28 protein-coding genes are annotated in these 25,797 nt (G+C 57.6%); 5 read left to right on the top strand and 23 right to left on the bottom strand.

The annotated features are described in order from the left end of the window. Positions 1–10 precede the first annotated feature (10 nt). The 3 genes from IM284_RS20155 to IM284_RS20145 are packed head-to-tail and all read right to left on the bottom strand — an operon-like array spanning position 11 to position 2,262. The gene (locus tag IM284_RS20155) at positions 11–232 is read right to left on the bottom strand and encodes a non-oxidative hydroxyarylic acid decarboxylases subunit D (protein WP_003862116.1); all 222 of its coding nucleotides are present in this window, start codon (positions 230–232) and stop codon (positions 11–13) included. A gap of 10 nt (positions 233–242) precedes the next feature. Further along, positions 243–1,670, bottom strand: a complete 1,428-nt coding sequence (locus IM284_RS20150; protein WP_041908445.1) for a non-oxidative hydroxyarylic acid decarboxylases subunit C — start codon at positions 1,668–1,670, stop codon at positions 243–245. After that, complete coding sequence (locus IM284_RS20145) at positions 1,660–2,262, bottom strand: non-oxidative hydroxyarylic acid decarboxylases subunit B (protein WP_028014231.1); 603 nt, start codon at positions 2,260–2,262, stop codon at positions 1,660–1,662. The genes IM284_RS20150 and IM284_RS20145 overlap by 11 nt, the downstream gene beginning before the upstream one ends. Positions 2,263–2,435: 173 nt before the next feature. Here IM284_RS20145 and IM284_RS20140 point away from each other — a divergent pair, with 173 nt between their 5' ends. Then, positions 2,436–2,843, top strand: coding sequence for a MarR family winged helix-turn-helix transcriptional regulator (locus IM284_RS20140; RefSeq protein ID WP_028014232.1), 408 nt, complete (start codon positions 2,436–2,438; stop codon positions 2,841–2,843). Here IM284_RS20140 and IM284_RS20135 read toward each other — a convergent pair. Beyond that, a complete protein-coding gene (locus tag IM284_RS20135; protein WP_047367549.1) occupies positions 2,840–3,727 on the bottom strand; it encodes a LysR family transcriptional regulator in 888 nt (295 codons plus the stop codon). The genes IM284_RS20140 and IM284_RS20135 overlap by 4 nt on opposite strands. Positions 3,728–3,835: 108 nt before the next feature. Here IM284_RS20135 and IM284_RS20130 point away from each other — a divergent pair, with 108 nt between their 5' ends. Together IM284_RS20130 and IM284_RS20125 are read left to right on the top strand one after the other, a co-directional pair. Next, the gene (locus IM284_RS20130) at positions 3,836–5,038 is read left to right on the top strand and encodes an MFS transporter (RefSeq protein ID WP_047367488.1); all 1,203 of its coding nucleotides are present in this window, start codon (positions 3,836–3,838) and stop codon (positions 5,036–5,038) included. Continuing rightward, a complete protein-coding gene (locus IM284_RS20125) occupies positions 5,035–5,412 on the top strand; it encodes a DUF4440 domain-containing protein (protein ID WP_047367487.1) in 378 nt (125 codons plus the stop codon). Before IM284_RS20130 ends, IM284_RS20125 begins: the two co-directional genes overlap by 4 nt. A gap of 52 nt (positions 5,413–5,464) precedes the next feature. On the opposite strand, the gene rpoS is transcribed toward IM284_RS20125, so the two are convergent. The 13 genes from rpoS to cysG form a co-directional block, all read right to left on the bottom strand. After that, a complete protein-coding gene (gene rpoS / locus IM284_RS20120) occupies positions 5,465–6,457 on the bottom strand; it encodes an RNA polymerase sigma factor RpoS (RefSeq protein ID WP_013098493.1) in 993 nt (330 codons plus the stop codon). Between the two features lie 59 nt (positions 6,458–6,516). After that, positions 6,517–7,641, bottom strand: coding sequence for a murein hydrolase activator NlpD (gene nlpD, locus IM284_RS20115; RefSeq protein ID WP_041908436.1), 1,125 nt, complete (start codon positions 7,639–7,641; stop codon positions 6,517–6,519). A gap of 116 nt (positions 7,642–7,757) precedes the next feature. Further along, on the bottom strand, positions 7,758–8,384 hold the full coding sequence (locus IM284_RS20110; protein WP_047367486.1) for a protein-L-isoaspartate(D-aspartate) O-methyltransferase: 627 nt from the start codon (positions 8,382–8,384) through the stop codon (positions 7,758–7,760). Then, positions 8,378–9,139: a 5'/3'-nucleotidase SurE gene (gene surE, locus IM284_RS20105; protein ID WP_041908434.1), complete on the bottom strand. Its 762-nt coding sequence runs from the start codon at positions 9,137–9,139 to the stop codon at positions 8,378–8,380. Before surE ends, IM284_RS20110 begins: the two co-directional genes overlap by 7 nt. Next, positions 9,120–10,169: a tRNA pseudouridine(13) synthase TruD gene (truD, locus tag IM284_RS20100; protein WP_047367485.1), complete on the bottom strand. Its 1,050-nt coding sequence runs from the start codon at positions 10,167–10,169 to the stop codon at positions 9,120–9,122. The genes surE and truD overlap by 20 nt, the downstream gene beginning before the upstream one ends. After that, on the bottom strand, positions 10,166–10,645 hold the full coding sequence (ispF, locus tag IM284_RS20095; RefSeq protein WP_006811766.1) for a 2-C-methyl-D-erythritol 2,4-cyclodiphosphate synthase: 480 nt from the start codon (positions 10,643–10,645) through the stop codon (positions 10,166–10,168). Before ispF ends, truD begins: the two co-directional genes overlap by 4 nt. Next, on the bottom strand, positions 10,645–11,355 hold the full coding sequence (ispD, locus tag IM284_RS20090) for a 2-C-methyl-D-erythritol 4-phosphate cytidylyltransferase (protein WP_028014240.1): 711 nt from the start codon (positions 11,353–11,355) through the stop codon (positions 10,645–10,647). Before ispD ends, ispF begins: the two co-directional genes overlap by 1 nt. A 19-nt stretch (positions 11,356–11,374) precedes the next feature. Beyond that, the gene (gene ftsB, locus IM284_RS20085) at positions 11,375–11,686 is read right to left on the bottom strand and encodes a cell division protein FtsB (RefSeq protein WP_003862095.1); all 312 of its coding nucleotides are present in this window, start codon (positions 11,684–11,686) and stop codon (positions 11,375–11,377) included. 79 nt (positions 11,687–11,765) lie between these two features. Beyond that, positions 11,766–12,092 (bottom strand): DUF3561 family protein, encoded by a 327-nt coding sequence (locus IM284_RS20080; protein ID WP_028014241.1) that lies wholly within the window; start codon positions 12,090–12,092, stop codon positions 11,766–11,768. A gap of 58 nt (positions 12,093–12,150) precedes the next feature. Continuing rightward, complete coding sequence (cysC, locus tag IM284_RS20075) at positions 12,151–12,756, bottom strand: adenylyl-sulfate kinase (protein WP_028014242.1); 606 nt, start codon at positions 12,754–12,756, stop codon at positions 12,151–12,153. After that, positions 12,756–14,180: a sulfate adenylyltransferase subunit CysN gene (gene cysN / locus IM284_RS20070; protein WP_047367484.1), complete on the bottom strand. Its 1,425-nt coding sequence runs from the start codon at positions 14,178–14,180 to the stop codon at positions 12,756–12,758. The genes cysC and cysN overlap by 1 nt, the downstream gene beginning before the upstream one ends. A 9-nt stretch (positions 14,181–14,189) precedes the next feature. Continuing rightward, complete coding sequence (gene cysD, locus IM284_RS20065; protein ID WP_008499613.1) at positions 14,190–15,098, bottom strand: sulfate adenylyltransferase subunit CysD; 909 nt, start codon at positions 15,096–15,098, stop codon at positions 14,190–14,192. A 9-nt stretch (positions 15,099–15,107) separates the two neighbouring features. Beyond that, complete coding sequence (gene cysG / locus IM284_RS20060; protein WP_162269371.1) at positions 15,108–16,457, bottom strand: siroheme synthase CysG; 1,350 nt, start codon at positions 16,455–16,457, stop codon at positions 15,108–15,110. Between the two features lie 246 nt (positions 16,458–16,703). On the opposite strand from cysG, the gene IM284_RS20055 reads away from it, so the two are divergent. Next, positions 16,704–17,747 carry an aminopeptidase gene (locus tag IM284_RS20055; RefSeq protein ID WP_047367482.1) on the top strand — a complete coding sequence of 348 codons (1,044 nt, stop codon included), beginning with the start codon at positions 16,704–16,706 and terminating at the stop codon, positions 17,745–17,747. Positions 17,748–17,791: 44 nt separating this feature from the next. Here IM284_RS20055 and cysH read toward each other — a convergent pair whose 3' ends face one another. The 3 genes from cysH to cysJ are packed head-to-tail and all read right to left on the bottom strand — an operon-like array spanning position 17,792 to position 22,059. Continuing rightward, the gene (gene cysH, locus IM284_RS20050; RefSeq protein ID WP_047367481.1) at positions 17,792–18,526 is read right to left on the bottom strand and encodes a phosphoadenosine phosphosulfate reductase; all 735 of its coding nucleotides are present in this window, start codon (positions 18,524–18,526) and stop codon (positions 17,792–17,794) included. 15 nt (positions 18,527–18,541) lie between these two features. Beyond that, positions 18,542–20,254 (bottom strand): assimilatory sulfite reductase (NADPH) hemoprotein subunit, encoded by a 1,713-nt coding sequence (cysI, locus tag IM284_RS20045; protein ID WP_045261277.1) that lies wholly within the window; start codon positions 20,252–20,254, stop codon positions 18,542–18,544. Next, complete coding sequence (gene cysJ, locus IM284_RS20040; protein ID WP_041908421.1) at positions 20,254–22,059, bottom strand: NADPH-dependent assimilatory sulfite reductase flavoprotein subunit; 1,806 nt, start codon at positions 22,057–22,059, stop codon at positions 20,254–20,256. The genes cysI and cysJ overlap by 1 nt, the downstream gene beginning before the upstream one ends. 306 nt (positions 22,060–22,365) lie before the next feature. On the opposite strand from cysJ, the gene queD reads away from it, so the two are divergent. Beyond that, positions 22,366–22,728, top strand: a complete 363-nt coding sequence (gene queD / locus IM284_RS20035) for a 6-carboxytetrahydropterin synthase QueD (RefSeq protein WP_003862700.1) — start codon at positions 22,366–22,368, stop codon at positions 22,726–22,728. Between the two features lie 29 nt (positions 22,729–22,757). Here queD and queE read toward each other — a convergent pair whose 3' ends face one another. Genes queE through IM284_RS20020 form a run of 3 tightly spaced genes read right to left on the bottom strand, consistent with a single transcriptional unit; the run spans position 22,758 to position 25,750 of the window. Next, complete coding sequence (gene queE / locus IM284_RS20030) at positions 22,758–23,429, bottom strand: 7-carboxy-7-deazaguanine synthase QueE (protein WP_028014249.1); 672 nt, start codon at positions 23,427–23,429, stop codon at positions 22,758–22,760. Between the two features lie 54 nt (positions 23,430–23,483). Continuing rightward, complete coding sequence (locus IM284_RS20025) at positions 23,484–24,191, bottom strand: N-acetylmannosamine-6-phosphate 2-epimerase (protein ID WP_045261276.1); 708 nt, start codon at positions 24,189–24,191, stop codon at positions 23,484–23,486. Next, entirely contained in the window at positions 24,191–25,750 is a 1,560-nt protein-coding gene (locus tag IM284_RS20020; RefSeq protein WP_047367480.1) for a PTS transporter subunit EIIC, read from the bottom strand. The genes IM284_RS20025 and IM284_RS20020 overlap by 1 nt, the downstream gene beginning before the upstream one ends. Between the last annotated feature and the right edge of the window lie 47 nt (positions 25,751–25,797).

Raw genomic sequence — 25,797 nt, 5'->3', positions numbered from 1 at the left:
GGGCTTATTTTTACAACAGCGGCGGGATCGTCGGCACCTGCGGTGCTTCATCAATATCCTTCTGCGTCATGCGGAACGCTTCCGGGTAATGCTCGCGGCTGGTACGACGCAGCGGTTCGGTATCGCGCCAGGTATAAAGACAATGCTGGCACTGATAAACGGTCCAGACCCCTTTCACCGGTGACGTCGCCATCACTTCAATATGCTCATCGGCACAACGTGGACAAATCATCTTTTCCTCCTTATTGGCGTGCTGCCAGCATCGCGGTCAGTTTTTCAGCCCAGGCTTTAGTTTCAGGCAGATCCTGTACCGGCTGGCTGTAGTGGCCACGGGTGTCCGGTGCAACAGGCGTGGTGGCATCAATAATCAGTTTGTCGGTAATGCCCGCCGGGCTGGAGCCAGGATCGAGTTCAAGCACTGACATGTTCGGCAGCTGCACCAGATCCCCTGCCGGATTGACCTTCGATGAGAGCGCCCACATCACCTGCGGGAGGTTGAACGGATCGACATCCTCATCCACCATAATCACCATCTTCACGTAGCCCAGACCGTGCGGCGTGGTCATGGCGCGTAAACCGACCGCGCGGGCAAAACCACCGTAGCGTTTTTTGGTGGAGATAATTGCCAGCAGACCGTGGGTGTACATGGCATTCACCGCCTGCACTTCCGGGAATTCCGCCTTCAGCTGCTGGTAAAGCGGCACGCAGGTGGCTGGTCCCATCAGATAGTCAATCTCGGTCCACGGCATGCCGAGGTAAAGGGATTCGAAGATCGGTTTGGTGCGGTAAGAAACTTTGTCGATACGGACCACCGTCATATTACGGCCACCGGAATAGTGTCCGGTAAACTCGCCGAACGGCCCTTCGATTTCACGTTTGCGGCCTTCAATCACCCCTTCCAGGATCACTTCAGACCCCCACGGCACGTCGAAGCCGGTCAGCGGCGCGGTGGCAATCGGGTACGGGCTTTCGCGCAGCGCGCCGGCCATTTCATACTCAGACTGATCGTATTTCAGCGGCGTGGCGCCCATCAGGGTGATGATCGGGTCGTTGCCGAGAGTAATCGCGATCGGCAGATCTTGCCCGCGCTCTTCCGCTTTGTGCAGATGGAGGGCGATATCATGCATCGGTACCGGCTGCAGGCCGAGCTTGCGCTTGCCCTTGACCTCCATGCGGTAGATCCCGACGTTCTGCTTGCCGAAATGGTCCGGGTCGAGCGGATCGCGCGAGACAACGCACGCTTTATCGAGATAAAAACCGCCGTCACCGTCGTTCAGGCGAAACAGCGGCAGGATATCGAACAGGTTAATGTCTTCACCGTCGACCGTATTTTGCGCCCAGGCCGGGTTAGCGCGGCGCTCCGGCGTAACGGGGAATTTATCCCAGCGGCGAATAAACTCGTCGATCTGTTTTTTTACCGGGGTATTCGCTGGCAGCCCCATCGATATGGCGTGGTTTTGCCACGAGCCGATGGTGTTCATCACCACGCGGGCATCGGTAAAGCCACGAATATTGTCGAACCACAGCGCGGGCGCGCCGTCGCCAATACGGCCTGTGGCGTTGGCTGCCGCCGCCAGATCCGGCTCCGCATTCACCTCTTCCTCAATTTTCAGCAGTTGCCCTTGCTCATCGAGCGCCTGCAGGAAGCTTCTCAAATCATCAAATGCCATCTTTGTTCTCCTGTGAAAAATGTTTCGCCTCCCGCAACCCGTTCCATCGGCGCGCCTTTTTGTGCTCCAGACCAAACTGGTCGAGCACACGGGTGACGATATGCTGGGTGATGTCATCGGCGGTTTGCGGGTGGTTGTAATACGCAGGCATGGGCGGCACCATCGCCACGCCCATGCGGGAAAGCGCCAGCATGTTCTCCAGATGAATGGTGCTGAGCGGCGTTTCGCGGGGAACGAGCACCAGCTTGCGCCCCTCTTTCAGCACCACATCTGCCGCACGGCCCACCAGCCCTTCGGCGTAGCCCGCGCGGATCCCCGCCAGCGTTTTCATGCTGCAGGGAATGACGATCATGCCGTCGGTGCGAAACGAGCCGGAGGAGATGGTGGCGGCCTGGTCAGCCGGGCTGTGAACAACGTCAGCCAGCGCAGCAACGTCCTGCACGCTGTAAGGCGTTTCCAGCTCAATGGTTGTTTTTGCCCACTTCGACATGACCAGATGGGTCTCTACCTCCGGCATTTCCCTCAGCGCCAGCAGCAGCGCCACGCCCAGCGGAGCCCCCGTTGCTCCTGTCATTCCCACGATCAATCTCATTCATCACCTCAATTAATTTGTTCGTGTACGAACATTTATAGATAAACTACTCCCGGATCGCTCTACTGACAAGATCGTTCGCACACGATCACATTAATTGCTAAAAAATCCCGCGTTATCATCCCGGGCTTTAGCGGCTATCATAGGGGGTGATTTTTTCGGTCGGAGTGTTCATGGAACTAAGACAAGAGGCGTTCCACCTGTTACGTCAGCTTTTTCAACAGCATACCGCTAAGTGGCAACATTCCCTGCCGGAACTGACCAAGCCGCAGTATGCGGTTATGCGCTCCATTGCCGAGCACCCGGGCATTGAGCAGGTGGCATTGACCGAAGTGGCGGTCAGCACGAAGGCGACGCTGGCGGAGATGCTCAGCCGAATGGAGGCGCGCGGGCTGGTCAAACGCGAGCACGATCCCGCAGATAAGCGCCGCCGGTTTGTCTTCCTGACGCCGGAAGGCGAAGCCCTGCTTGCAGACTGCCAGCCGGTCGGCAACGAGGTGGATGAGGCGTTTTTAGGGCGTCTTAATAAGGCCGAACGGGAGCAGTTCTCTGCGCTCATCAAAAAGATGATGCACGATTAATTCACCCTGGCGCGCATAAAATCAATAAAGGTGCGCACTTTCGCAGGCACGTGCCGGGCATCCGGATAAACCGCGTGGATGCCCTGCCGCGCGAAGGTATATTCCGGTAAAACCGGGACCAGTTTTCCCGCATCAAGCGCATCGCGCACCAGCCATTCCGGCAGTAACGCCACGCCACTTCCCGCAAGCGCAAAAGCCATAAGCGCCTGCGCGCTGTCGGCAAACAGGCGCGGCGCTTTTTTTATCTCAAGCATTTCAGACGCACCGCTGGCATCTTTTACCTGCCAGCGCAGCGGCGACGCTAAGCGCTCGTGAATAATCCAGTCGGCTTGCGCCAGCTGCGCAAGCGATTCAACCGGATGATTCATCCGCCATTCCGGCGTCGCGATGGGCAGGATGGAAAAATGTGAAATCAATGCGGCGTGGTAGCGCGAGTCGGTAAGCGTTCCCAACCGAATAGCCACGTCAAAGCGCTCTGAGATCAGGTCGGCATGGAGTGAAGACGAAACATGACGCACGCGAAGCTCCGGGTGCAGCTGGCTAAACCTTGCCAGCAACGGTACCACGACCCGCGAACCATACTCAGGCGTGGTGGTGATCCGCAATTCCCCCGTGAGTCCTGCATGATTCGCGCGAACATCATCCTGCAGCCGTTCTGCGTCCTTCAGAAGCGCCACGCTGCGCTGATGAAAAAGCGCTCCCGCCTCGGTTAACGTCAGTCGGCGGGTGGAGCGCAGCAGCAGCGTCACCCCCAGCTCGGCTTCGAGCTGGCGAATATTGAAGCTGACCACGGCTTTTGTCAGGCCCAGCGCATCGGCTGCGGCAGTGAAGCTGCCGGTATCGGCCACCGCAACAAACATCTGCGTCCGCTGTAGGTTAATCATCATTACGCCTTTTACCGTCAAAATTTTTTTGACATTATATCGCGCTTTGTCAGGTTTATCCGTGCTTCCGGGGTCGATACGATACGCCACCTCACGGGAGGATCCACCATGACGTATCGCAGCAAAGTCGCCGCTGTCTATCTGCTGGGCTTTTTTCTTGATTTGATCAACATGTTTATTGCCAGCGTCGCTTTTCCGGCTATGGCGCAAGCTCTTAACGCCACGCCTTCAGCGCTTGCCTGGGTCAGTAACGGGTACATTGCCGGCCTGACGCTAGCGATCCCGTTCAGCAGCATGCTCACGCGCCGTTTCGGACCAAAACGGGTCATCCTGATCTCGCTTTTTATGTTCAGCGCGGCTTCTGCTGCGGCAGGCTTGTCTGCAACGCTGGAAAGTCTGATCGCCTGGCGCGTGCTGCAGGGCGTGGGCGGTGGCTTACTGATCCCCGTCGGACAGGCGCTGACCTGGCAACTGTTTCAGCCTCACGAGCGAGCCAGACTCTCCTCGGCGGTCATGCTGGTCGCGCTGCTTGCTCCCGCCTGCTCCCCCGCTATTGGGGGCCTGCTGGTGCAGATGCTAAGCTGGCGGTGGATATTTTTCGCGACGCTTCCGGTGGCCATCGTGACCTTTGTGTTGGCCTGCCTGTGGCTTAAACATGAAATACCCGCGATGAAAGCGGCCAGGCTGCTCAACCTGCGGTTGCTCGCGGACCCGCTTTTGCGTTTTGCCATGCTTGTCTATGTATGCGTTCCTGGCGTATTTATCGGGGTGAACGTTACGGGCATGTTTTATCTTCAGCACGAGGCGAACATGAGTCCAGCCGCAACTGGTATGCTCATGCTGCCGTGGTCCGTGGCATCGTTTATCGCCATCACGGCGACGGGACGCTATTTTAACCGTATCGGCCCACAGCCGCTGATTGTTATCGGCTGCCTGCTGCAGGCGACGGGCATTCTGCTTTTGCTTAACGTCAGTTCGGCCACGCTGCTACCTGTCGTTGCGTTTACCCTGATGGGCGCGGGGGGCAGCCTGTGCAGCAGTACCGCTCAGAGCAGCGCTTTTCTGACAACGCGCCGGGAAGAGATGCCGGATGCCAGCGCGCTGTGGAATCTCAATCGTCAGTTGAGCTTTTTTGCCGGAGCCCTGCTGCTGGCAGAGGTGCTGAGTCTGGCGCAGAGTTATCTGGCGCCGCTTGCCGCATGGCACGGAATGTTTCTTTTTGCCGCAGGCATGACCCTATTGCCTGTACTGTACGTTTTCCGACTTAACAATACGCAGGTGCTCGCCCAGCTGCGACAGGAGAATTCATGACGCCTTTTGAACACGACATTATCGATCTCCACATTGCGCTTGAAAACTGGTTAGGCAAAGGCGAAGGCGACTTCGACGCCCTGCTCGCCCGTTTCCAGCCAGATTTTCTGATGATCCCACCGGGTGGCGTTCATATCGACTATCACGGCCTTGTGGACTTTCTGCACAGTCAGCGAGGTAGCCGCCCCGGACTGAAGATCGTCATTGACGAATTATCCACGATCGAGCGCTGGGATCGTGGCGCGGTACTGCACTACCGGGAGACGCAAACCCGGCCGGACCAGCCCGTCAACGTGCGCTGGTCAACCGCGGTGCTTAATCAGGAAGGCGGCGGGATTACATGGCGTCTGCTGCACGAAACGGCCAGGCCGTAGCACAAAAGAAAAAGGCCCGTCTCACGACGGGCCTTTTTTGACGAAAGGATGCTTATTCGCGGAAAAGCGCTTCGATATTCAGACCTTGCCCCTGCAGGATTTCACGCAGGCGGCGCAGACCTTCTACCTGAATCTGACGAACACGTTCACGGGTCAGGCCAATTTCGCGGCCGACGTCTTCCAGTGTCGCAGCTTCATACCCCAGTAAACCGAAACGACGTGCCAGCACTTCACGCTGTTTGGCGTTCAGTTCGAACAGCCATTTGACGATGCTCTGCTTCATGTCATCGTCCTGCGTGGTGTCTTCCGGGCCGTTGTCTTTTTCATCGGCCAGGATGTCCAGCAGCGCTTTTTCGGAGTCGCCACCCAGCGGGGTGTCAACCGAGGTAATGCGCTCGTTGAGACGCAGCATACGGCTTACGTCATCAACCGGTTTGTCGAGTTGTTCGGCAATTTCTTCTGCGCTTGGCTCGTGGTCCAGTTTATGGGACAACTCGCGCGCGGTACGCAGATAGACGTTCAACTCTTTGACGATGTGGATCGGCAGTCGGATCGTACGGGTCTGGTTCATAATAGCCCGTTCGATGGTCTGACGAATCCACCAGGTCGCGTAGGTTGAGAAACGGAACCCGCGTTCCGGGTCAAACTTCTCAACTGCGCGGATGAGACCTAAGTTGCCCTCTTCAATCAGATCCAGCAGAGCCAGACCACGATTGCCGTAACGGCGGGCAATTTTCACGACCAGTCGCAGGTTACTTTCGATCATGCGACGACGCGAGGCAACATCACCACGCAAAGCACGACGTGCGAAATAGACTTCTTCTTCGGCCGTTAGCAGTGGAGAGTAACCAATCTCCCCAAGGTAAAGCTGAGTCGCGTCCAGTACACGCTGTGTGGCGCCCTGCGATAACAGCTCTTCTTCAGCCAAATCGTTATCACTGGGTTCCTCTTCTACTAAGGCTTTTTCGTCAAAAGCCTCTGCTCCGTTCTCATCAAATTCCGCGTCTTCATTTAAATCATGAACTTTCAGCGTATTCTGACTCATAAGGTGGCTCCTACCCGTGATCCCTGAACGAGACACCCTGGCTGGCATGCCCCGTCAATTTATCGCTGCGGCAAGTACTGCAGCGGGTTTACGGATTTCCCCTTGTAACGAATTTCAAAATGCAAGCGTGTAGAACTGGTTCCGGTGCTACCCATGGTAGCGATTTTTTGCCCCGCCTTAACTTCTTGTTGTTCCCGGACCAGCATTGTGTCGTTATGGGCGTAGGCACTCAGGTAATCATCGTTATGTTTGATGATAATCAGATTACCGTAACCGCGCAGCGCATTACCGGCATACACAACGCGTCCGTCTGCGGTCGCGATGATAGCCTGTCCTTTACTGCCTGCGATATCGATCCCTTTGTTCCCACCCTCAGAGGTTGCGAAGTTCTCGATAATCTTGCCGTCGGTTGGCCAGCGCCATGCGGTGATGGACGAACTGGCATTCTGACTGCTTGCAGTCGGTTCAGTAGAGCTAACCACAGGTGCCGTGGTCGGTGCTGTGACAACAGTCGCAGTCCCTTTATTATTCGGCAACATTTTGTTAGCAGTCTGATCACCTGAATCCTCAGAATACGTAATTACAGGTTGTGAAGCAACCACCGTGGTGGATTTTTGTGCAGGCTTAACGCTGTTATTTTGAGCCGTCACATCGGCCGCTGAAACCGTATTGCCAGGCGTCAGTGGCGTACCCGTTGCGTTGCCCACCTGGAGTGTTTGGCCAACTTCCAGAGCATACGGGGCCTGGACGTTATTGCGCTGCGCGAGGTCACGGAAATCGTTCCCGGTGATCCAGGCAATGTAGAACAGCGTATCGCCGCGCTTCACGGTATAGGTGCTGCCGCCGGTATAGCTGCCTTTCGGAATGTTCCCATACTGGCGGTTATAGACTATGCGGCCATTTTGGGTCTGAACAGGCTGTTCAACTGGCTGAATCTGCGTTGGCTGTGTAACAGGATGTTGCACAGGCTGAATTTGTGGTGTTTGCTGCGGCGCAGCAGTACCCATTTTAGGCGGAGGCGTGATCAACATTCCGCTGGACGTGTTACCGGAGCCGCTGTTTCCCCCGACGGAACTGACGGGCGCAGGCGCGTTGTTGGAACTTGTACAGCCTGCCAGCCAGAGCGAAACCAGTGATAATGCCGCAACACGGCTGATGGTGAATTTAGGGCTTCCCGCGCTCATTTATCCCCCAGGAATGTGTTAACTACCAGTGACTTAAAATTTACCGTGATGACACGAATCTTTCGCGCCACACCATACGCTGAATTTGCCTTAATAACCCTGGATAAATCCGAGTCTCAGGCCAACTCCCCCTTTACCAGAGGCACAAAGCGCACGGCTTCCACGGTGTCGATAATATACTCGCCGCCGCGCAGACGAACGCGCTTCAATAGCTGCTGCTCGTCCCCGACGGGCAGAACAAGAATGCCCCCCTCATCCAGCTGCGACAAGAGCGCAGCGGGAATTTCAGGCGGAGCCGCCGTCACGATGATAGCGTCAAACGGGGCGCGAGCCTGCCAACCCTGCCATCCATCACCGTGTCGTGTCGAAACATTATGTAAATCAAGTTGTTTCAGGCGACGACGCGCCTGCCATTGCAAACCTTTGATCCGTTCTACGGAACAGACATGGTGTACCAGATGCGCCAGGATGGCGGTCTGATACCCCGACCCGGTGCCAATCTCCAGCACGCGTGAGTCGGGCGTGAGCTCCAGCAGCTCCGTCATCCGCGCCACCATATAAGGCTGCGAAATCGTCTGGCCTTGCCCGATGGGCAGCGCTACGTTTTCCCACGCTTTGTGTTCAAACGCCTCGTCTACAAATTTCTCACGCGGGACCTGAGCGAGCGCTTCAAGCACGTGCTCGTCGCGGATCCCCTGTGCGCGAAGTTGTTCCAGAAGAGTTTGTACACGTTTGCTTACCATTGCGCGTTCACTCCTGCGCGATCCAGCCAGCCCGACACCACATCATGCGCGCTATAAGCGGTTAAATCTACGTGCAGCGGAGTGACCGAGACATAGCCATCATCCACGGCGGCAAAGTCGGTGTCCGGACCCGCATCGCACTTATCGCCGGGAGGCCCGATCCAATACAGCGTGTTGCCGCGAGGATCCTGCTGCGGGATCACCTGATCGGCCGGATGCCGGCTTCCGCAGCGCGTAACGCGAATGCCCTTAATTTCATTAAGAGGAAGATCCGGCACGTTGATATTGAGAATGCGCCCGGTACGCAGCGGCTCGCGGCCGAGCGCCCGCAGGATCGAGCAGGTCACCGCGGCGGCGGTATCGTAGTGCGTGTGGCCGTTTAACGAGACCGCCAGCGCCGGGAACCCCAGATGGCGCCCTTCCATTGCCGCCGCTACCGTTCCGGAGTAAATCACGTCATCGCCGAGGTTCGGCCCGGCGTTAATGCCGGAGACGACGATATCCGGACGCGGGCGCATCAGCGCGTTCACGCCCAGAAACACGCAGTCCGTCGGCGTGCCCATCTGCACGGCAATATCGCCATTTTCAAAGGTAAAGGTGCGAAGCGACGACTCCAGCGTCAGTGAGTTAGACGCTCCACTGCGGTTACGATCGGGGGCCACAACCTGCACATCCGCAAATTCACGGAGGTGCTTCGCCAGGGTCTGAATGCCCGGCGCGTGGATCCCGTCATCGTTACTCAGCAATATTCGCATAATCACCCGAGGTGTTGATTAGTTCCCTGACAACACTGGTGGCAAAGCTACCTGCCGGCAGCCAGAAGCGTAACTCGACGGTCACGTCATCCCACCAGTTCCAGCTTAACTGCTGCGGATAGAGCAGCATCGCGCGGCGCGCTGCTTCGACTTTTTCCCGCACCAGCAAGGATTGTAATTCCGGCGCATCCGCCACGGCGGAGTGCTCAGCGCTCAACGCGTCGCCCTGGGTGCCCCAGTCGCCTGAGCCCGGCAAAGCTGCGGTAATCATCAGCGCTTTGGCATCCACGCGCGACTGCACATCGGCCATTTCTTCGGCCGTTGCCACAAACCAGCTTCCGCGTCCCGCTAATTGTAGCGCATCGCCAACAACAACTTGATTCGCGTCCGGTTTTTTCAGCCTTTCGCTCACAATCTGATTAAACAACGCGCTGCGGGCCGCCGACAACCAAAAACTGCGTTTATTCCTGTCGCGCACCGGCACATCGCTTTGCGCCCAGCGCAGCGCGCCCTGCAGGTTGCTGCCGCCAATGCCAAAGCGCTGCGCGCCAAAGTAGTTCGGAACGCCGCGTTCATTGATGGCATTCAGGCGCTTTTCAACGTCTTCACGGTTAGTCACTTCGCGCAGCACCAGCGTAAACGCGTTGCCTTTCAACGCCCCCAGGCGCAGCTTGCGCTTGTGGCGGGCGTACTCCAGCACCTTACAGCCTTCAAGCTCAAATTTGCTTAAATCAGGCATCGCATTGCCGGGCACGCGGGCGCAGAGCCACTGCTCGGTGACAGCGTGTTTATCTTTCTGCCCGGCAAAGCTCACTTCCCGGGCGTGAATTTTGAGGAATTTTGCCAGCGCGTCGGCCACAAAGCGGGTGTTGCAGCCGTTTTTCAGAATACGCACCAGGATATGTTCGCCTTCGCCATCGGGTTCAAAGCCCAGATCCTCAACCACGAGGAAATCTTCCGGGCTGGCTTTCAGCACCCCGTTCCCCTGCGGCTTACCGTGCAGGTATGTCAGGTTATCGAAGTCCGTCATTTTGCCGCCTTCACCAGCAGCGCCACGGCTTCACAGGCAATCCCTTCGCCACGACCGGTAAAGCCCAGCTTCTCCGTGGTGGTGGCTTTGACGTTGACGTCGTCCATATGGCAGCCCAGATCTTCAGCGATAAATACGCGCATCTGCGGAATGTGCGGCAGCATTTTCGGGGCCTGGGCAATAATCGTCACGTCGACGTTGCCGAGTGTGTAACCTTTCGCCTGAATACGGCGCCACGCTTCGCGCAGCAGTTCGCGGCTGTCCGCCCCTTTAAAGGCCGGGTCGGTGTCCGGGAACAGCTTGCCGATATCACCCAGCGCGGCAGCGCCGAGCAGCGCGTCGGTTAGCGCATGCAGCGCCACGTCGCCATCAGAATGCGCCAGCAGCCCTTTTTCGTAAGGAATACGTACGCCGCCAATGATAATTGGGCCTTCTCCGCCAAAGGCGTGTACATCAAAACCGTGTCCAATTCGCATTATGCCTTCTCCTGATGGGTCGAACGGGTAAGATAAAATTCCGCGAGCTGTAAATCTTCCGGGCGCGTCACTTTTATATTATCAGCGCGCCCTTCAACAAGCGTGGGGTGAAAACCGCAATACTCCAGCGCGGAGGCTTCGTCCGTGATGGTCGCGCCTTCATTAAGGGCACGCGTTAAGCAGTCGTGGAGCAGTTCGCGGGGGAAAAATTGCGGCGTCAGCGCGTGCCATAAGTCGACGCGCTCAACGGTGTGGGCGATGGCACGCTTGCCCGGCTCGGCACGCTTCATGGTGTCGCGCACCGGCGCGGCCAGAATGCCGCCCACTTTACTGGTTTCGCTCAGCGCCAGCAGGCGTGCCAGGTCGTCCTGATGCAGGCACGGACGTGCCGCGTCATGGACCAGCACCCACTGGGCGCTTCCGGCAGCCTGAATGCCCGCCAGCACGGAATCGGCGCGCTCGGCGCCGCCATCAACTACGGTAATCTGTGGGTGGTTTGCCAGCGGCAGCTGCGCAAAGCGGGCATCGCCGGGACTGATGGCGATGACCACGTGCGTCACCCGCGGGTGCGCCAGCAGCGCCGCCACGGCGTGCTCAAGGATCGTTTTATCGCCAATTGAGAGGTACTGCTTGGGACATTCTGTCTGCATGCGCCGGCCAAAACCTGCGGCCGGCACCACGGCACATACGTCCGAAAAAGTTGCTGCCATGTCGTAATCCTGGGCCTGATTATCGATTGTTTTGTGCTGAGCCCTGATTGCGTTTAGACGCATCCGGAACCAGACGATAAAAGGTTTCGCCCGGCTTAGTCATACTGAGTTCATTGCGTGCGCGCTCCTCAATCGCCTCCTGGCCGCCATTGAGGTCATCAATTTCAGCAAAGAGTTGATCGTTACGCGCCTTAAGTTTGGCATTTGTTGCCTGCTGAGCCGCGACGTCATCGCTCACCCGGCTGTAGTCGTGCAGCCCGTTCTTACCGAACCACAACGAATATTGCAGCCAGACCAGCAAAGCCAGCAACAGCAGCGTTAGTTTACCCATCCTGCCCCCTGAAAAAACGGCATCATCATCCCATAACTTTCCGTTCGACTCTACTGCGGGGTTTTAATTATGTCGCAAGTTAGCCCATCAGCCATAAAAACAGCAGGCCAAAGATGACGACAACGGTGGCAATCGTGATAACCGTACTGTACAGGAGCTTGCCGTTGAAAAGGGAGTGCAGCGCAACCCCGACAACGACCGCAACGGGCATCAGCGCCAGGAAGAAGGGCCAGGTGTAGAGAAAGAAGAAAAGGGTGTTACCACCGTAGATCAAAAACGGGATACCCAGCGCCAGTAACCACGACGCAAAGCCGACTATCGCCCCAGGGAAGGACCAGGTCGTCTCATTGTCGGTGGTTAACGGTTCCGACCCGGTGGTGATAATGTAGTTTTCACTGTTGCGCATAGCTAATCCTGTGACCGTGACTCATCGTTCGGGAAGACAGCTCCCGAACGATACCGCCTCAGGATCTGATAATATCGTCCCGTCTGAGCAGGTCTAATAATTGGCTTACTAAATTTGTTACCAATTGTTGACCTTCCAGGTGAATCTCAGGCGATTCAGGCGCTTCGTAAACCGAGTCAATTCCGGTGAAGTTTCGCAGCTCGCCGGCACGCGCTTTTTTGTACAGCCCTTTCGGATCGCGCGCTTCGCAGATCTCCAGCGGCGTATCGACAAACACTTCGATAAAGCGATCCTGACCCACGCGCTCGCGCACCATCTGGCGCTCGGCGCGGTGCGGCGAGATAAACGCCGTCAGCACCACCAGCCCGGCGTCTGCCATCAGGCTGGCGACTTCACCTACCCGGCGAATGTTCTCTTTGCGGTCGTCGTCGCTGAACCCCAAATCGCTGCACAGGCCGTGACGCACGTTGTCGCCATCCAGCAGGTAGGTACTTACTCCCTGCTGATGCAGCGCCTCTTCCAGCGCGCCCGCCACCGTGGATTTACCGGAGCCAGACAGCCCGGTAAACCACAGCACCACCCCACGGTGGCCGTGAAGCTGTTCGCGCTGGGCGACGGTGACCGGATGAGGATGCCAGACGACGTTCTCATCATGGGCGGCCATTACTTGCCTCCCAGCAGATCGCGGGCGCCCCAGTGCGGGAAGTGCTTACGCACCAGCGCGTTCAGCTCCAGCTCAAACGCGCTGAACTCAGAGGTCACGCTCACCTGCGCGTTAGGCTCGCGCACCATGCCAGCACCGACGGTAACGTTGGTCAGGCGGTCAATAAAGATCAGCCCGCCCGTCACCGGGTTCTGCTGATACGGATCCAGCACCAGCGGCTCGTCGAAGGTCAGATCCACCAGGCCAATACCATTCAGCGGCAGCTCGCTCACGTCACGGTGGGTCAGGTTGTTGATGTCCACCTGGAACTGAATGCCGTCCACGCGGGCGCGGGTTTTCTTGCCAGCAATTTTGATGTCGTAGCTCTGGCCTGCGGTCAGCGGCTGTTCGGCCATCCACACCACGTCCACGGACGCGCCCTGCACCGCCGCCAGCGTCTCCTGCGCGTCGACCAGCAGGTCACCGCGGCTGATATCAATTTCGTCTTTCAGCACCAGCGTGACCGCTTCCCCTGCCCCGGCTTCCTGCAGGTCGCCGTCGAACGTCACGATGCGAGCGATTGCCGACTCCACGCCGGATGGCAGCACCTTCACGCGCTGCCCCACCTTCACGGAACCGGAAGCAATAGTGCCGGAGAAGCCGCGGAAATCGAGGTTTGGACGGTTCACGTACTGCACCGGGAAGCGCATTGGCTGAGTGTCGACCACGCGATGAATTTCAACGGTTTCGAGCACTTCCAGCAGCGTCGGGCCGCTGTACCACGGCATGTTTGCGCTCTGGGAGGCGACGTTATCCCCTTCCAGCGCCGAGAGCGGCACAAAGCGAATATCCAGGTTGCCCGGCAGCTGTTCGGCAAAGGTCAGGTAGCTCTGGCGGATCTCCTCGAATTTTTCTTCGCTGAAGTTCACCAGATCCATCTTGTTGACCGCCACCACCAGGTGCTTGATCCCCAGCAAAGTGGAGATAAAGCTGTGGCGACGGGTTTGATCCAGCACGCCTTTACGGGCGTCCATCAGCAGGATCGCCAGATCGCAGGTGGATGCGCCGGTCGCCATATTGCGGGTGTACTGCTCGTGGCCCGGGGTGTCGGCAATAATAAACTTGCGCTTCTCGGTGGAGAAATAGCGGTAGGCCACGTCAATAGTGATGCCCTGCTCGCGCTCCGCCTGCAGGCCGTCCACCAGCAGCGCCAGGTCAAGTTTTTCGCCCTGGGTGCCGTGACGCTTGCTGTCGTTATGCAGGGAAGAGAGCTGATCTTCATAAATCTGGCGCGTGTCGTGCAGCAGGCGGCCAATCAGGGTACTTTTCCCGTCATCCACGCTGCCGCAGGTCAGAAAGCGCAGCAGGCTTTTATGTTGTTGGGCGTGCAGATACGCTTCCACGCCGCCTTCGTTGGCAATTTGTTGAGCAATAGTGGTGTTCATGGCGGCTCCTTAGAAATAACCCTGACGTTTCTTCAGCTCCATGGAGCCGGCCTGGTCGCGGTCAATCACGCGCCCCTGTCGCTCGCTGGTGGTGGACACCAGCATCTCTTCGATGATCTCCGGCAGCGTCTGCGCGTTCGATTCCACCGCGCCGGTCAGCGGCCAGCAGCCGAGGGTACGGAAACGGACCATCTGTTTTTTGATCACTTCACCCGGCTGCAGGTCGATACGATCGTCGTCAATCATCATCAGCATGCCGTCGCGCTCCAGCACCGGGCGCTCGGCGGCCAGGTACAGCGGAACAATCTCGATGTTTTCCAGATAGATGTACTGCCAGATATCCAGCTCGGTCCAGTTAGAGAGCGGGAAGACACGAATGCTTTCGCCCTTGTTGATCTGGCCGTTGTAGTTATGCCACAGCTCCGGGCGCTGGTTTTTCGGATCCCAGCGATGGAAGCGGTCGCGGAAGGAGTAGATACGCTCTTTGGCGCGGGATTTTTCTTCGTCACGCCGCGCGCCGCCGAAGGCCGCGTCAAAACCGTACTTGTTCAGCGCCTGCTTCAGCCCTTCGGTTTTCATGATGTCGGTATGCTTGGCGCTGCCGTGGACGAACGGGTTAATGCCCATCGCCACCCCTTCCGGATTTTTGTGCACCAGCAGCTCGCAGCCGTAGGCTTTGGCGGTACGGTCGCGGAATTCGTACATTTCGCGGAATTTCCAGCCGGTATCCACGTGCAGCAGCGGGAACGGCAGCGTGCCCGGATAAAACGCTTTACGCGCCAGGTGCAGCATGACGCTGGAATCTTTACCGATGGAGTACATCATCACCGGGTTAGAGAACTCGGCGGCCACTTCGCGGATAATATGGATACTTTCCGCTTCGAGCTGCCGCAGGTGAGTAAGTCGTTTTTGGTCCATAACCGTTCCTTAAGCCAAATTTACAACAGAAGAACCAAAGCCTTCTGTATCGGTTGTGTGTTGGAACCAGGCGAGGGTGCTGTGCAGTTGCACCACCTCTCCCACCACGATCAGGGCAGGCATCGGGGCGTCTTTCGCCAGGGTTGCAAGGTCTTGTAATGTGCCGATAGCGACATGCTGATCGACACGCGTACCGCGAGAAATGACGGCAACGGGCGTCGTCGCCTCGCGACCGTGCTGAATAAGCTGTTCGCTGATGTCCGCAGCCTTCATCGTGCCCATGTATATCGCCAGCGTTTGTCGGCTCTGGGCGAGGTGCGACCAGTCGAACGGCGTGCTGTCGGCCTTGTAGTGCCCGGTCACAAAAGTGACGCTCTGGGCGTAATCGCGATGGGTCAGCGGAATGCCGGCGTAGGCCGTCACGGCTGACGCCGCCGTGATGCCGGGCACCACCTGGAACGGTACACCCGCCTCAGCTGCCGCCTGCAGTTCTTCACCGCCGCGACCGAAAATGAACGGGTCGCCCCCTTTCAGGCGCACCACGGTTTTGCCCGCTTTCGCGGCGGCAATCAGCATCTGGTTGGTATCGTGCTGCGGCACGGAGTGTTCCCCCGCCCGTTTGCCGACGCAGATTTGCTCCGCATCGCGACGGATCAGCTCGCGCACGCCATCGGTGACCAGGTGGTCGTAGAACACCACGTCCGCATCCTGCAAAACCTGCAGGCCGCGCAGCGTCAGCAAACCGGCATCCCCCGGCCCGGCTCCCACCAGAATAATTTCCCCGCCCGTACTGCCGGGGTTATCCAGTTCGTCTTCGAGAATTTTCTGCGCCGCCGTCTCATTGCCCGCCTGCATCAGGCTGGCAAAGCGGCCGCGAAATACGCGCTCCCAGAAGCGACGGCGTTCCGTCACGCTGGTCAGGCGGTTTTTTAAATGGTTGCGCCAGTAGCTGGCTTTCTCCGCCATGCGCCCGAGGCTGGTCGGCAGCAGCGCTTCGATCTTTTCCCGCAGCACGCGCGCCAGCACCGGCGCGGTGCCGCCGGAGGAGATCGCCACCAGCAGCGGCGAGCGGTCAACGATCGACGGGAAGATAAACGAGCATAAAGGCTGGTCGTCCACCACGTTCACCAGACGGTAACGGGCCTGGGCCGCGTCGGAGACCCGCCGGTTAAGTTCCCGATTTTCAGTCGCCGCAATCACCAGCACCACGCTGTCGATCTGTGACTCGTCGAAATCCGCCTCTTCAACAACCCGCACCTGTGCCCCTGCGCGCTGCAAAAACGCGATTTTGCGATCGGCAATTTCTCCCGTGCCGACAACCAGTACCGGTCGGTCTTTTAAGGCGGCAAAAAGGGGCAGATAGTCCACAGGCAACAACTCACTAACAACGAGGAATAGAGGGACTATAGGGGGCGGCTTAGATCGAATGAAATTACGAATTGGAATGAGTAGTTACTCAATGGAATAACGCCGTGAAAAAGCAAATACCAAAAAATGCTTAACACGCGAAATTTCGGGCATTTAAGAGCAATTCAAATTGTGTATGGACGATCACAGTTTCATACTATGCACGTTATTATTTTGCTCTGTTTTTAAGGACTCACTATGTTTTCCGCAACGCGCCACCGTATTGCTGCCCTGGCGCTCGGCGTTTGCTTTATCCTTCCGGCTCAGGCAAAAAATCAACCTTATGGTGAAATCGCCACTATGCAGGCGCGACATATTGCGACGGTTTTCCCTGGCCGCATGACCGGTTCACCCGCGGAGATGCTCTCCGCCGACTATATTCGCCAGCAGTTTGCACAGATGGGCTACCAGAGTGACATACGCTCGTTTCACAGCCGCTACATCTATACCTCACGCAATAAAACGCAAAACTGGCATAACGTGACCGGCAGCACGGTGATTGCGGCGCATGAGGGGAAAGCGGCTGAGCAGATTATTATCATGGCGCACCTGGATACCTATGCGCCAATGAGCGACGCCGATATTGATAATAACCTCGGGGGACTGACGCTGCAGGGCATGGACGATAACGCAGCGGGTCTCGGCGTGATGCTTGAACTGGCTGAACGCCTTAAAAATATTCCGACGAAATACGGTATTCGCTTTGTGGCGACCAGCGGCGAAGAAGAAGGAAAACTCGGCGCTGAGAATCTCCTTAAACGGATGAGCGCTGAGGAGAAGAAAAATACGCTGCTGGTGATTAACCTCGATAACCTGATCGTGGGCGATAAGCTCTATTTTAATAGTGGACAGAGCACGCCGAGCAGCGTGCGTAAACTCACCCGCGACCGCGCGCTGGCGCTTGCCCGTAGGCATGGCGTCTATGCCGCAACAAACCCAGGCGGTAACCCGGATTATCCAAAAGGCACTGGCTGTTGTAACGACGGGGAAGTGTTTGATAAGGCAGGCATTCCGGTGTTGTACGTCGAGGCGACGAACTGGGCGCTGGGCAAAAAGGATGGCTATCAGCAGCGCGCTAAATCGAAAGCGTTCCCGGACGGGACCAGTTGGCATGATGTGCGGCTGGATAATCAGCAGCACATTGATAAAACGCTGCCGCAGCGGATTGAGCACCGCAGCCGGGATGTCGTGAAAGTGATGCTGCCGCTGGTGAAGGAGCTGGCGAAAGCGGGCAAAGCCTGATGTCGTTAAGCCCGGTAAGCGCAGCGCCACCGGGCGAAAAAACATTACCCTTCGTGCAGCCCGCACTCGCGCTTCAGCCCGAAGAATCGCGTCTCTTCTTCCGCCATTCCCGGTTCCCATTTGCGCGTGGTGTGGGTGTCGCCCACGGACAGGTAGCCCTGGTCCCACAGCGGATGGTACTTGAGTCCGTGTTTTTGCAGGTACTGATACACCGTGCGGTTATCCCAGTCGATAATCGGTAGCACTTTGAATACGCCGCGCTGTACCGCCAGTACCGGTAAGGTTGCGCGGCTCCCGGACTGCTCGCGGCGCAGGCCGGCAAACCACGTTTGGGCGTTCAGCTCTTTCAGCGCCCGGTTCATCGGCTCAACTTTGTTGATCTCATTGTATTTCTCAATGCCCTCAACGCCCTGCTCCCACAGCTTGCCGTAGCGCGCCTCCTGCCAGGCCGCGCTTTCCGTTGCGCGGTAGACTTTAAGGTTCAGCCTGAGCTTGTCCGTCAGCTCGTCGATAAACTGGTAGGTTTCCGGGAACAGGTAGCCGGTATCGGTGAGGATCACCGGTATGTCCGGACGGATCTGATTCACCAGATGCAGGCTCACAGCCGCCTGAATACCAAAGCTCGACGAGAGCACATACTCTCCCGGCAGGTTTTCCAGCGCCCACGCCACGCGCCCTTCGGCGTCCAGCTTTTCAAGGTGAGCGTTAGTTTCTGCCAGGGCCAGAATGTGTTCGACTTTTGGCAGGTCATTAAGGGCGTTTAGATCGAGTACGGACATAATTACCTCTCGTGGTTACTCCCAGAAATCCCTGGCGGGATCGAGCACCGGGCGAATGATGCCCGCACGCACCGTAAAGTCGCCGAAGCCTTCACCCGCTTCGCGCTCTTTCGCCCAGCGCCCGACAAGCTCGTCGATGGAATCAAGAATTTCCGGCTCGGTGATGTTCTCGCGGAACATACGTGGAATACGCGTGCCGATACGGTTACCGCCCAGGTGCAGGTTGTAGCGACCCGGCGCTTTCCCCACCAGCCCCAGCTCGGCCAGCATCGCGCGACCGCAGCCGTTCGGGCAGCCCGTCACGCGCATAACAATATGCTCGTCCGGAATGCCGTGTTTTTCCAGAATCGCTTCCACTTTGTCGGTGAATGACGGCAGGAAACGCTCGGCTTCGGCCATCGCCAGCGGACAGGTCGGGAACGACACGCAGGCCATCGAGTTTTCACGCTGTGGCTTCACCGCATTCATCAACCCATGCTCGCGCGCCAGTTCCTCAATTTTCGCCTTTTCGCTTTCCGGCACGCTGGCGACGATCAGGTTCTGGTTAGCGGTGATACGGAACTCGCCTTTGTGGATCTTCGCGATTTCCAGCAGACCGGTTTTCAGCGGGCGGCCCGGATAATCCAGAATACGGCCATTTTCAATGAACAGCGTCAGGTGCCAGTTATTGTCGATGCCTTTCACCCAGCCGATGCGATCGCCGCGACCGGTGAATTCGTAAGGGCGGATCGGCTCAAATTTGATCCCCGCACGACGCTCCACTTCCTCTTTGAACGTTTCAACGCCCACGCGCTCCAGAGTGTACTTGGTTTTCGCGTTTTTACGGTCGGTACGGTTGCCCCAGTCGCGCTGGGTGGTCACTACCGCTTCCGCCACGGCCAGCGTGTGCTCCAGCGGCAGGAAGCCGAACTCGCTCGCGGTGCGGGCGTAGGTTTTCTTGTTACCGTGCTCAATAGACAGGCCGCCGCCCACCAGCAGGTTAAAGCCAATCAGCTTGCCGTTTTCGGCAATCGCCACGAAGTTCATGTCGTTGGCGTGCAGATCGATGTCGTTCTGCGGCGGGATCACCACCGTGGTTTTGAACTTACGCGGCAGGTAGGTCTGACCGAGGATCGGTTCTTCGTCGGTGGTGGCGACTTTTTCCTGATCGAGCCAGATCTCCGCATAGGCGCGGGTACGCGGCAGCAGGTGCTCGGAAATTTTCTTCGCCCACTCATACGCTTCGGCGTGCAGCTCGGACTCGTACGGGTTCGAGGTGCAGAGCACGTTACGGTTCATGTCGTTGGCGGTCGCCAGCGCGTCCAGACCCACGGAGTGCAGCATCTGGTGCACCGGCTTCACGTTCTTCTTCAGAATCCCGTGGAACTGGAAGGTCTGACGGTTGGTCAGGCGGATGCTGCCGTAGATCGTGTTTTCACCGGCAAACTTGTCGATCGCCTGCCACTGTTTGGTGGTAATCACCCCGCCCGGCAGACGGCAGCGCAGCAGCATCGCGTGACGCGGCTCCAGCTTCTGTTCTGCACGCTCGGCGCGTATATCGCGGTCGTCCTGCTGATACATGCCGTGGAAACGGATCAGCAGGAAGTTGTCGCCTTTGAAACCGCCGGTCAGGCCGTCATTTAGATCTTCAGCAATGGTGCCGCGCAGATAGTTGCTTTCCAGCTTCATGCGCTCGGCGTCTGTCAGTTTACCTTCGACCACCAGTGGCCCTGGATGTTTTTCGCTCATTAGTAGACATCTCGCTGATAACGGCGCTCAACGCGCAGCTCACTTAAAAATTCATCCGCCGCTTCGGCATCCATACCGCCGAATTCGGCAATCACTTCCAGCAGTGCCTGCTCAACGTCTTTCGCCATGCGATTGGCGTCGCCGCAGACATAAATGTGGGCACCGTCATTGATCCAGCGCCACAGCTCTGCGCCCTGTTCGCGCAGTTTGTCTTGTACGTATACTTTTTCTTTCTGATCGCGGGACCAGGCCAGATCAATGCGGGTCAGTACGCCCTCTTTGACGTAGCGCTGCCACTCAACCTGGTAGAGGAAATCTTCGGTAAAGTGCGGGTTGCCGAAGAACAGCCAGTTTTTACCCGGCGCGTCGTCCGCGGCACGCTGCTGCATAAAGGCGCGGAACGGCGCGATGCCGGTGCCCGGGCCAATCATGATCACCGGAGTTTCCGGGTTCGCCGGCAGGCGGAAGTTGTCGTTGTGCTCGATAAAGACGCGCACCTCGCCCTCTTCTTCCACGCGGTCCGCCAGGAAGCTTGATGCCCCACCCGCGCGGGCGCGGCCTTCGATGTCGTAGCGCACCACGCCGACGGTAACGTGAACTTCGCTTTCCACTTCCGCCTGGGAAGAGGCGATAGAGTACAGGCGTGGGGTCAGCGGACGCAGCAGACCGATCAGCGCATCGGCATCCAGCTGTGCCGGAGAGAAACGCACCATATCGACAATCGGCGTCGTCGCGGCGTAATGCTGCAGCTTCGCTTTGTCGCCCACCAGCGGCAGCAGGGATTCGCTGCGCGTTAGGGTGGCATAATTCTCGACGATATTCGGAGTGTTCACCGTCAGCTCGAAATGCCACTGCAGCGCCTCTGAAAGTGGCTGGGTTTTGCCGTCAACGGTGACGGGCTCGTCACCCTTCAGCCACAGCAGTTCCACCAGCTCTTTCACCAGCGCCGGATCGTTCTGATACCAGACGCCCAGTGCATCGCCAGGCTGATAGCGCAGGCCGGAGTCGCCAAGATCGATTTCAATATGGCGCACGTCTTTTTCCGAGTCGCGGCCCGTAATTTTCTGGTTCACCGACAGGCTCGCCGTCAGCGGCGACTCTTTGGTGTACGGGCTGGTGTGGATCTCATTGACGGTGCCCGCAGCGGTCACCGCGGCCTGTGCTGGCGTCTCTTTCGGGACGCGGGCTTTCAATACCTCAACGATGCGCGCACGCCATTCAGCGGCGGCAGTCTGGTATTCCACATCCGCGTCCACGCGGTCCAGCAGGCGCTCCGCGCCCAGCTCCGCCAGCTTGCTGTCGAAGTCTTTACCGGACTGGCAGAAGAATTCATAGGAGGTATCGCCCAGGCCAAAGACGGCAAACGCCGTGCCGTTCAGCTTCGGCGCTTTTTTCGAGAACAGGAACTTATGCAGCGCCACCGCTTCTTCAGCGGGTTCACCTTCACCCTGGGTCGAGGCGACCATCACCAGCAGTTTTTCTGACGCGATTTGTTTGAATTTATAATCCCCGGCGTTGACCAGGTTCACGTTCAGTTTGGCGGCCAGCAGATCATCACGCAGCGCTTCGGCCACGCGGCGGGCGTTGCCCGTCTGCGAGGCGCTAATCAGCGTAATGGCAGGAATTTCCACGGCCGTTGCCGGTGCGCCAGCCACAGCGCCAGGCTGCTGGTTGAGCATTCCCCAGAAATAACCGGAGACCCAGGCAAGCTGAGTGGGAGAAAAATCAGAGGTGGCAGCCTGAAGGCGCGCCAGTTGCTCCGGGTTAAGGGGAAGCAAATTTGAAGGTGGGGCCTGTGTTGTCATGCGTCGTTATGTTCCAGTAGCCAAGCGGACTTTAAGCGAATAAATCCAAACTGAAGATAAGGTTAACGGCGTGGATAATAACAATTAAAGAAGGGATGGAAATAATAAATAACCAAATGGACTAACCTGTTTTAGTTATCGTTCTTAGCGATAAAAACGATTGAATAACCATTTGAAATAAAAGAATAAAAACCAATAATCACCCTGAATACCGGGCGTTCACCGTTCAGAGCCGTTTTAGTTAATGCTAAAAATTGTGCTTTCCGGTACTATGCGGCGGTTTTTTCCGCATTACTGAGAGCGATCATGTCCACCACACTGTTTAAAGATTTCACCTTCGAAGCCGCCCACCACCTTCCGCACGTTCCTGCAGGACATAAATGCGGCCGCCTGCACGGGCATTCGTTTATGGTGCGTCTTGAGATCACCGGTGAAGTTGATCCGCATACCGGTTGGATCATGGACTTTGCCGAGCTGAAGGCCGCGTTTAAGCCGACCTACGATCGTCTGGATCACTACTATCTCAACGATATTCCGGGTCTGGAAAACCCGACCAGCGAAGTGCTGGCAAAATGGATCTGGGATCAGATGAAGCCGCTGGTACCGCTGCTGAGCGCGGTGATGATCAAAGAAACCTGCACGGCAGGCTGCGTGTATCGCGGAGAGTAAAAAAAAGCCCGGCAAAACCGGGCTTTTTTCTAGGCAATATTCAGATACTTGTGCGTCTGCATCGACAGGCGCCAGTTGCGCGCAATGCAGGTTTCAATGCACAGGCGCGTCGCATCCTCTTTCTGGCTGATCGGCTGCAGGGCGATTACCCGCTGCTTCTCATCCGTCAGCGTTGCCAGCAGTTCATCCAGCGCTTCGATATCACGTACGCGTCCTACCGGATGCTTAATTTCATCCGCGCGCTCCAGCGCCTGAGACAGCACGTCATACCCGCCACGCATATTCACTTTTGGCGATACCGTCACCCAGGTGGTGTGCGAGCAGCGCACTTCATGGGTGCCGCTGGTCTCAATCTGGCAGCTGTAGCCGTTCTTTTCGAGCAGCTCGGTCAGCGGCGTCAGATCGTGAATGCAGGGTTCGCCGCCGGTGATGACGACGTGGCGAGCCGTCCAGCCCTGGCGACCAATTATGGCCAGCAAGTCTTCTGCACTGCCCGCGCCCCACTTATCGCTCTCTTTGGTTTTCGCCAGAATGCTAAACAGCGACACTTCCCGATCTGCGAGCTTATCCCACGTATGTTTGGTATCACACCAGGCACAGCCAACCGGGCATCCCTGTAAACGAATAAAGATAGCGGGAACGCCGGTAAAGTAACCCTCGCCTTGCAGGGTCTGGAACATCTCGTTAATCGGGTACTGCATAGTCATCTCAGTAAAGGGGATAAACGATAAGTATCGCAGATCCCCGTCGGATGGTCATGCTCCATCGGTGCTTTGCGCGCTAATCGCCGCCATAAAGCGCGCGGTAATTTGCTGTGGGCGGGTGATCGCCCCGCCGACAACGACCGTATGCGCGCCCAGCGCCAGACATCGGGCCGCGCGCTCGGGCGTATCCACGTTGCCTTCGGCAACCACGGGGACCGTCACGGCCGCCAGCACCGCTTTCAGGAACGCACAGTCATTCTCCGGAAGCGTATGGCCTGCCGTTTCCGCCGTATAGCCGTACAGCGTGGTACCGACGCAGTCAAAGCCAAGCGTCTGCGCCGTCACGGCTTCGTCTACGGTGGAAATATCTGCCATCAGCAGTACCGAGGGGTAACGTGAGCGGATGGCCGTGACCAGTGTTTCCAGGGATTCACCGCCAGGACGTTCCCGCGCCGTCGCATCAAGGGCAATGATTTCCGGAGAGACGGCCATGAGCTCATCCACCTCTTTCATCGTAGCGGTGATAAATACTTCGCTCCCTGGATAGTCCCGTTTGATGATGCCGATAACCGGTAAAGACACCTGCTGTTTAATGGCCTCGATATCCACCACGCTGTTGGCGCGAATGGCGAAGGCTCCGCCCTGTGCCGCCGCCAGCGCCATTCGCGACATGATAAACGGGCTGTGCAGCGGTTCGTTTTCCAGCGCCTGACAGGAGACGACCAGTTTTCCCTTCAGGTTATCCAGTACATTTTTCATTACGATAAAATCTCTTCCACTTCGTTTTTGATAATCGTGACGTGCGGGCCATAAATGACCTGTACACCGTTACCGCGCACGATAACGCCGCGCGCGCCGGTGGCTTTCAGCGCCGCGTCATTCACTTTGCTGCCGTCTTTGACCGTCACGCGAAGCCGCGTGGCGCAGCAGTCCACCTCTTCCAGATTGTCTTTTCCGCCCAACCCGGCGATCACCGCCGCAGCGCGCTCGCTTTGCGGCAGGCTGACGCCATCAACCATCGCCTCCTTTTCACGGCCCGGCGTGGCGAAATCAAAGCGGTTAATCAGGTAGCGGAAAGTGAAGTAGTAGAGGAAGAACCACGGCACGCCGACCAGCGGAACGAACATCCAGTTGGTTTTGGCCTCCCCCTGCAATATGCCGAACAGCACGAAGTCAATAAAACCACCGGAGAAGGTCTGCCCGATGGTGATGTGCAGCATGTGCGCGAGCATAAACGCCAGCCCGTCAAACAGCGCGTGAATGACGTAGAGCACCGGCGCAATGAACAGGAAGGAGAACTCGATGGGCTCGGTAATTCCCGTCAGGAATGAGGTTAACGCCGCGGAGAGCAGCAGCCCGGCAACGCGCTTTTTGTTCTCCGGTTTCGCCATGTGGTACATCGCCAGGCAGGCACCGAGCAGGCCAAACATCATCGTGATAAAGCGCCCGGACATGAAGCGTGACGTGCCTTCATAGAAATGCTGCGTGTTCGGGTCGGCGAGCTGAGCGAAGAAGATCCGCTGCGTGCCCTCAACCAGGTGGCCGTTGACGATCTCGCTGCCGCCGAGCGCGGTGGTCCAGAACGGCAGATAGAAGATGTGGTGCAGACCAAACGGGCCAAGCATGCGCAAAATAAAGCCGTACAGCAGCGTGCCAAGATAACCGGTGGCATCCACCAGCCCGCCCAGACCAAAAATAAGCTTCTGGAAATGCGGCCAGACCACGGTCATGATCGCGCCAACGAGTATCGCCGCCAGCGAGCTGATAATCGGGACAAAGCGCGAGCCGCCAAAAAAGCCCAGGAACTGCGGAAGCGCTATCTTGTTAAACCGATGATGCAGCGCGCAGGTCACGAGACCAATCACCACGCCGCCAAACACCCCGGTTTCCAGCGTCTGAATACCCAGCGTCATGCCCTGCCCTACAGCGCCCGGGTTCTCGTGCGCCAGTTTGCCGGTGAGGATCAGCAGCGCGTTGATGGTGGCGTTCATCACCAGAAACGCGAGTAGCGCTGCCAGCCCCGCCGTGCCCTTATCGTTTTTTGCCAGCCCGACGGCCACCCCAACCGCAAACAGCACCGAGAGGTTCGCAAACACAATCGAACCCGCACTGCTCATGATGGTGAAAATGGCCTGCAGCCAGCTCACATCTAAAAACGGATAGGCCGCCAGCGTATTGGGGTTCGATAACGCCCCGCCGATACCGAGCAGCAGACCCGCCGCGGGCAATACGGCGATAGGCAACATAAAGGATTTGCCAAAGCGCTGCGCTTTTTCAAAACATCCACCCGACGAAGCGCCACTGAATATTTGCATCATTTTTTCATCCCCCCATTAAAAGATGAAAATTTTTACCATATAAATAT

It is taken from the genome of Enterobacter cloacae complex sp. P12RS (assembly GCF_014895875.1).
GTDB classification, from domain to species: Bacteria; Pseudomonadota; Gammaproteobacteria; order Enterobacterales; family Enterobacteriaceae; genus Enterobacter; species Enterobacter bugandensis.
The sequence above is the reverse complement of the archived record's forward strand: the minus strand, read 5'-3'. Positions and strand labels throughout refer to the sequence as shown.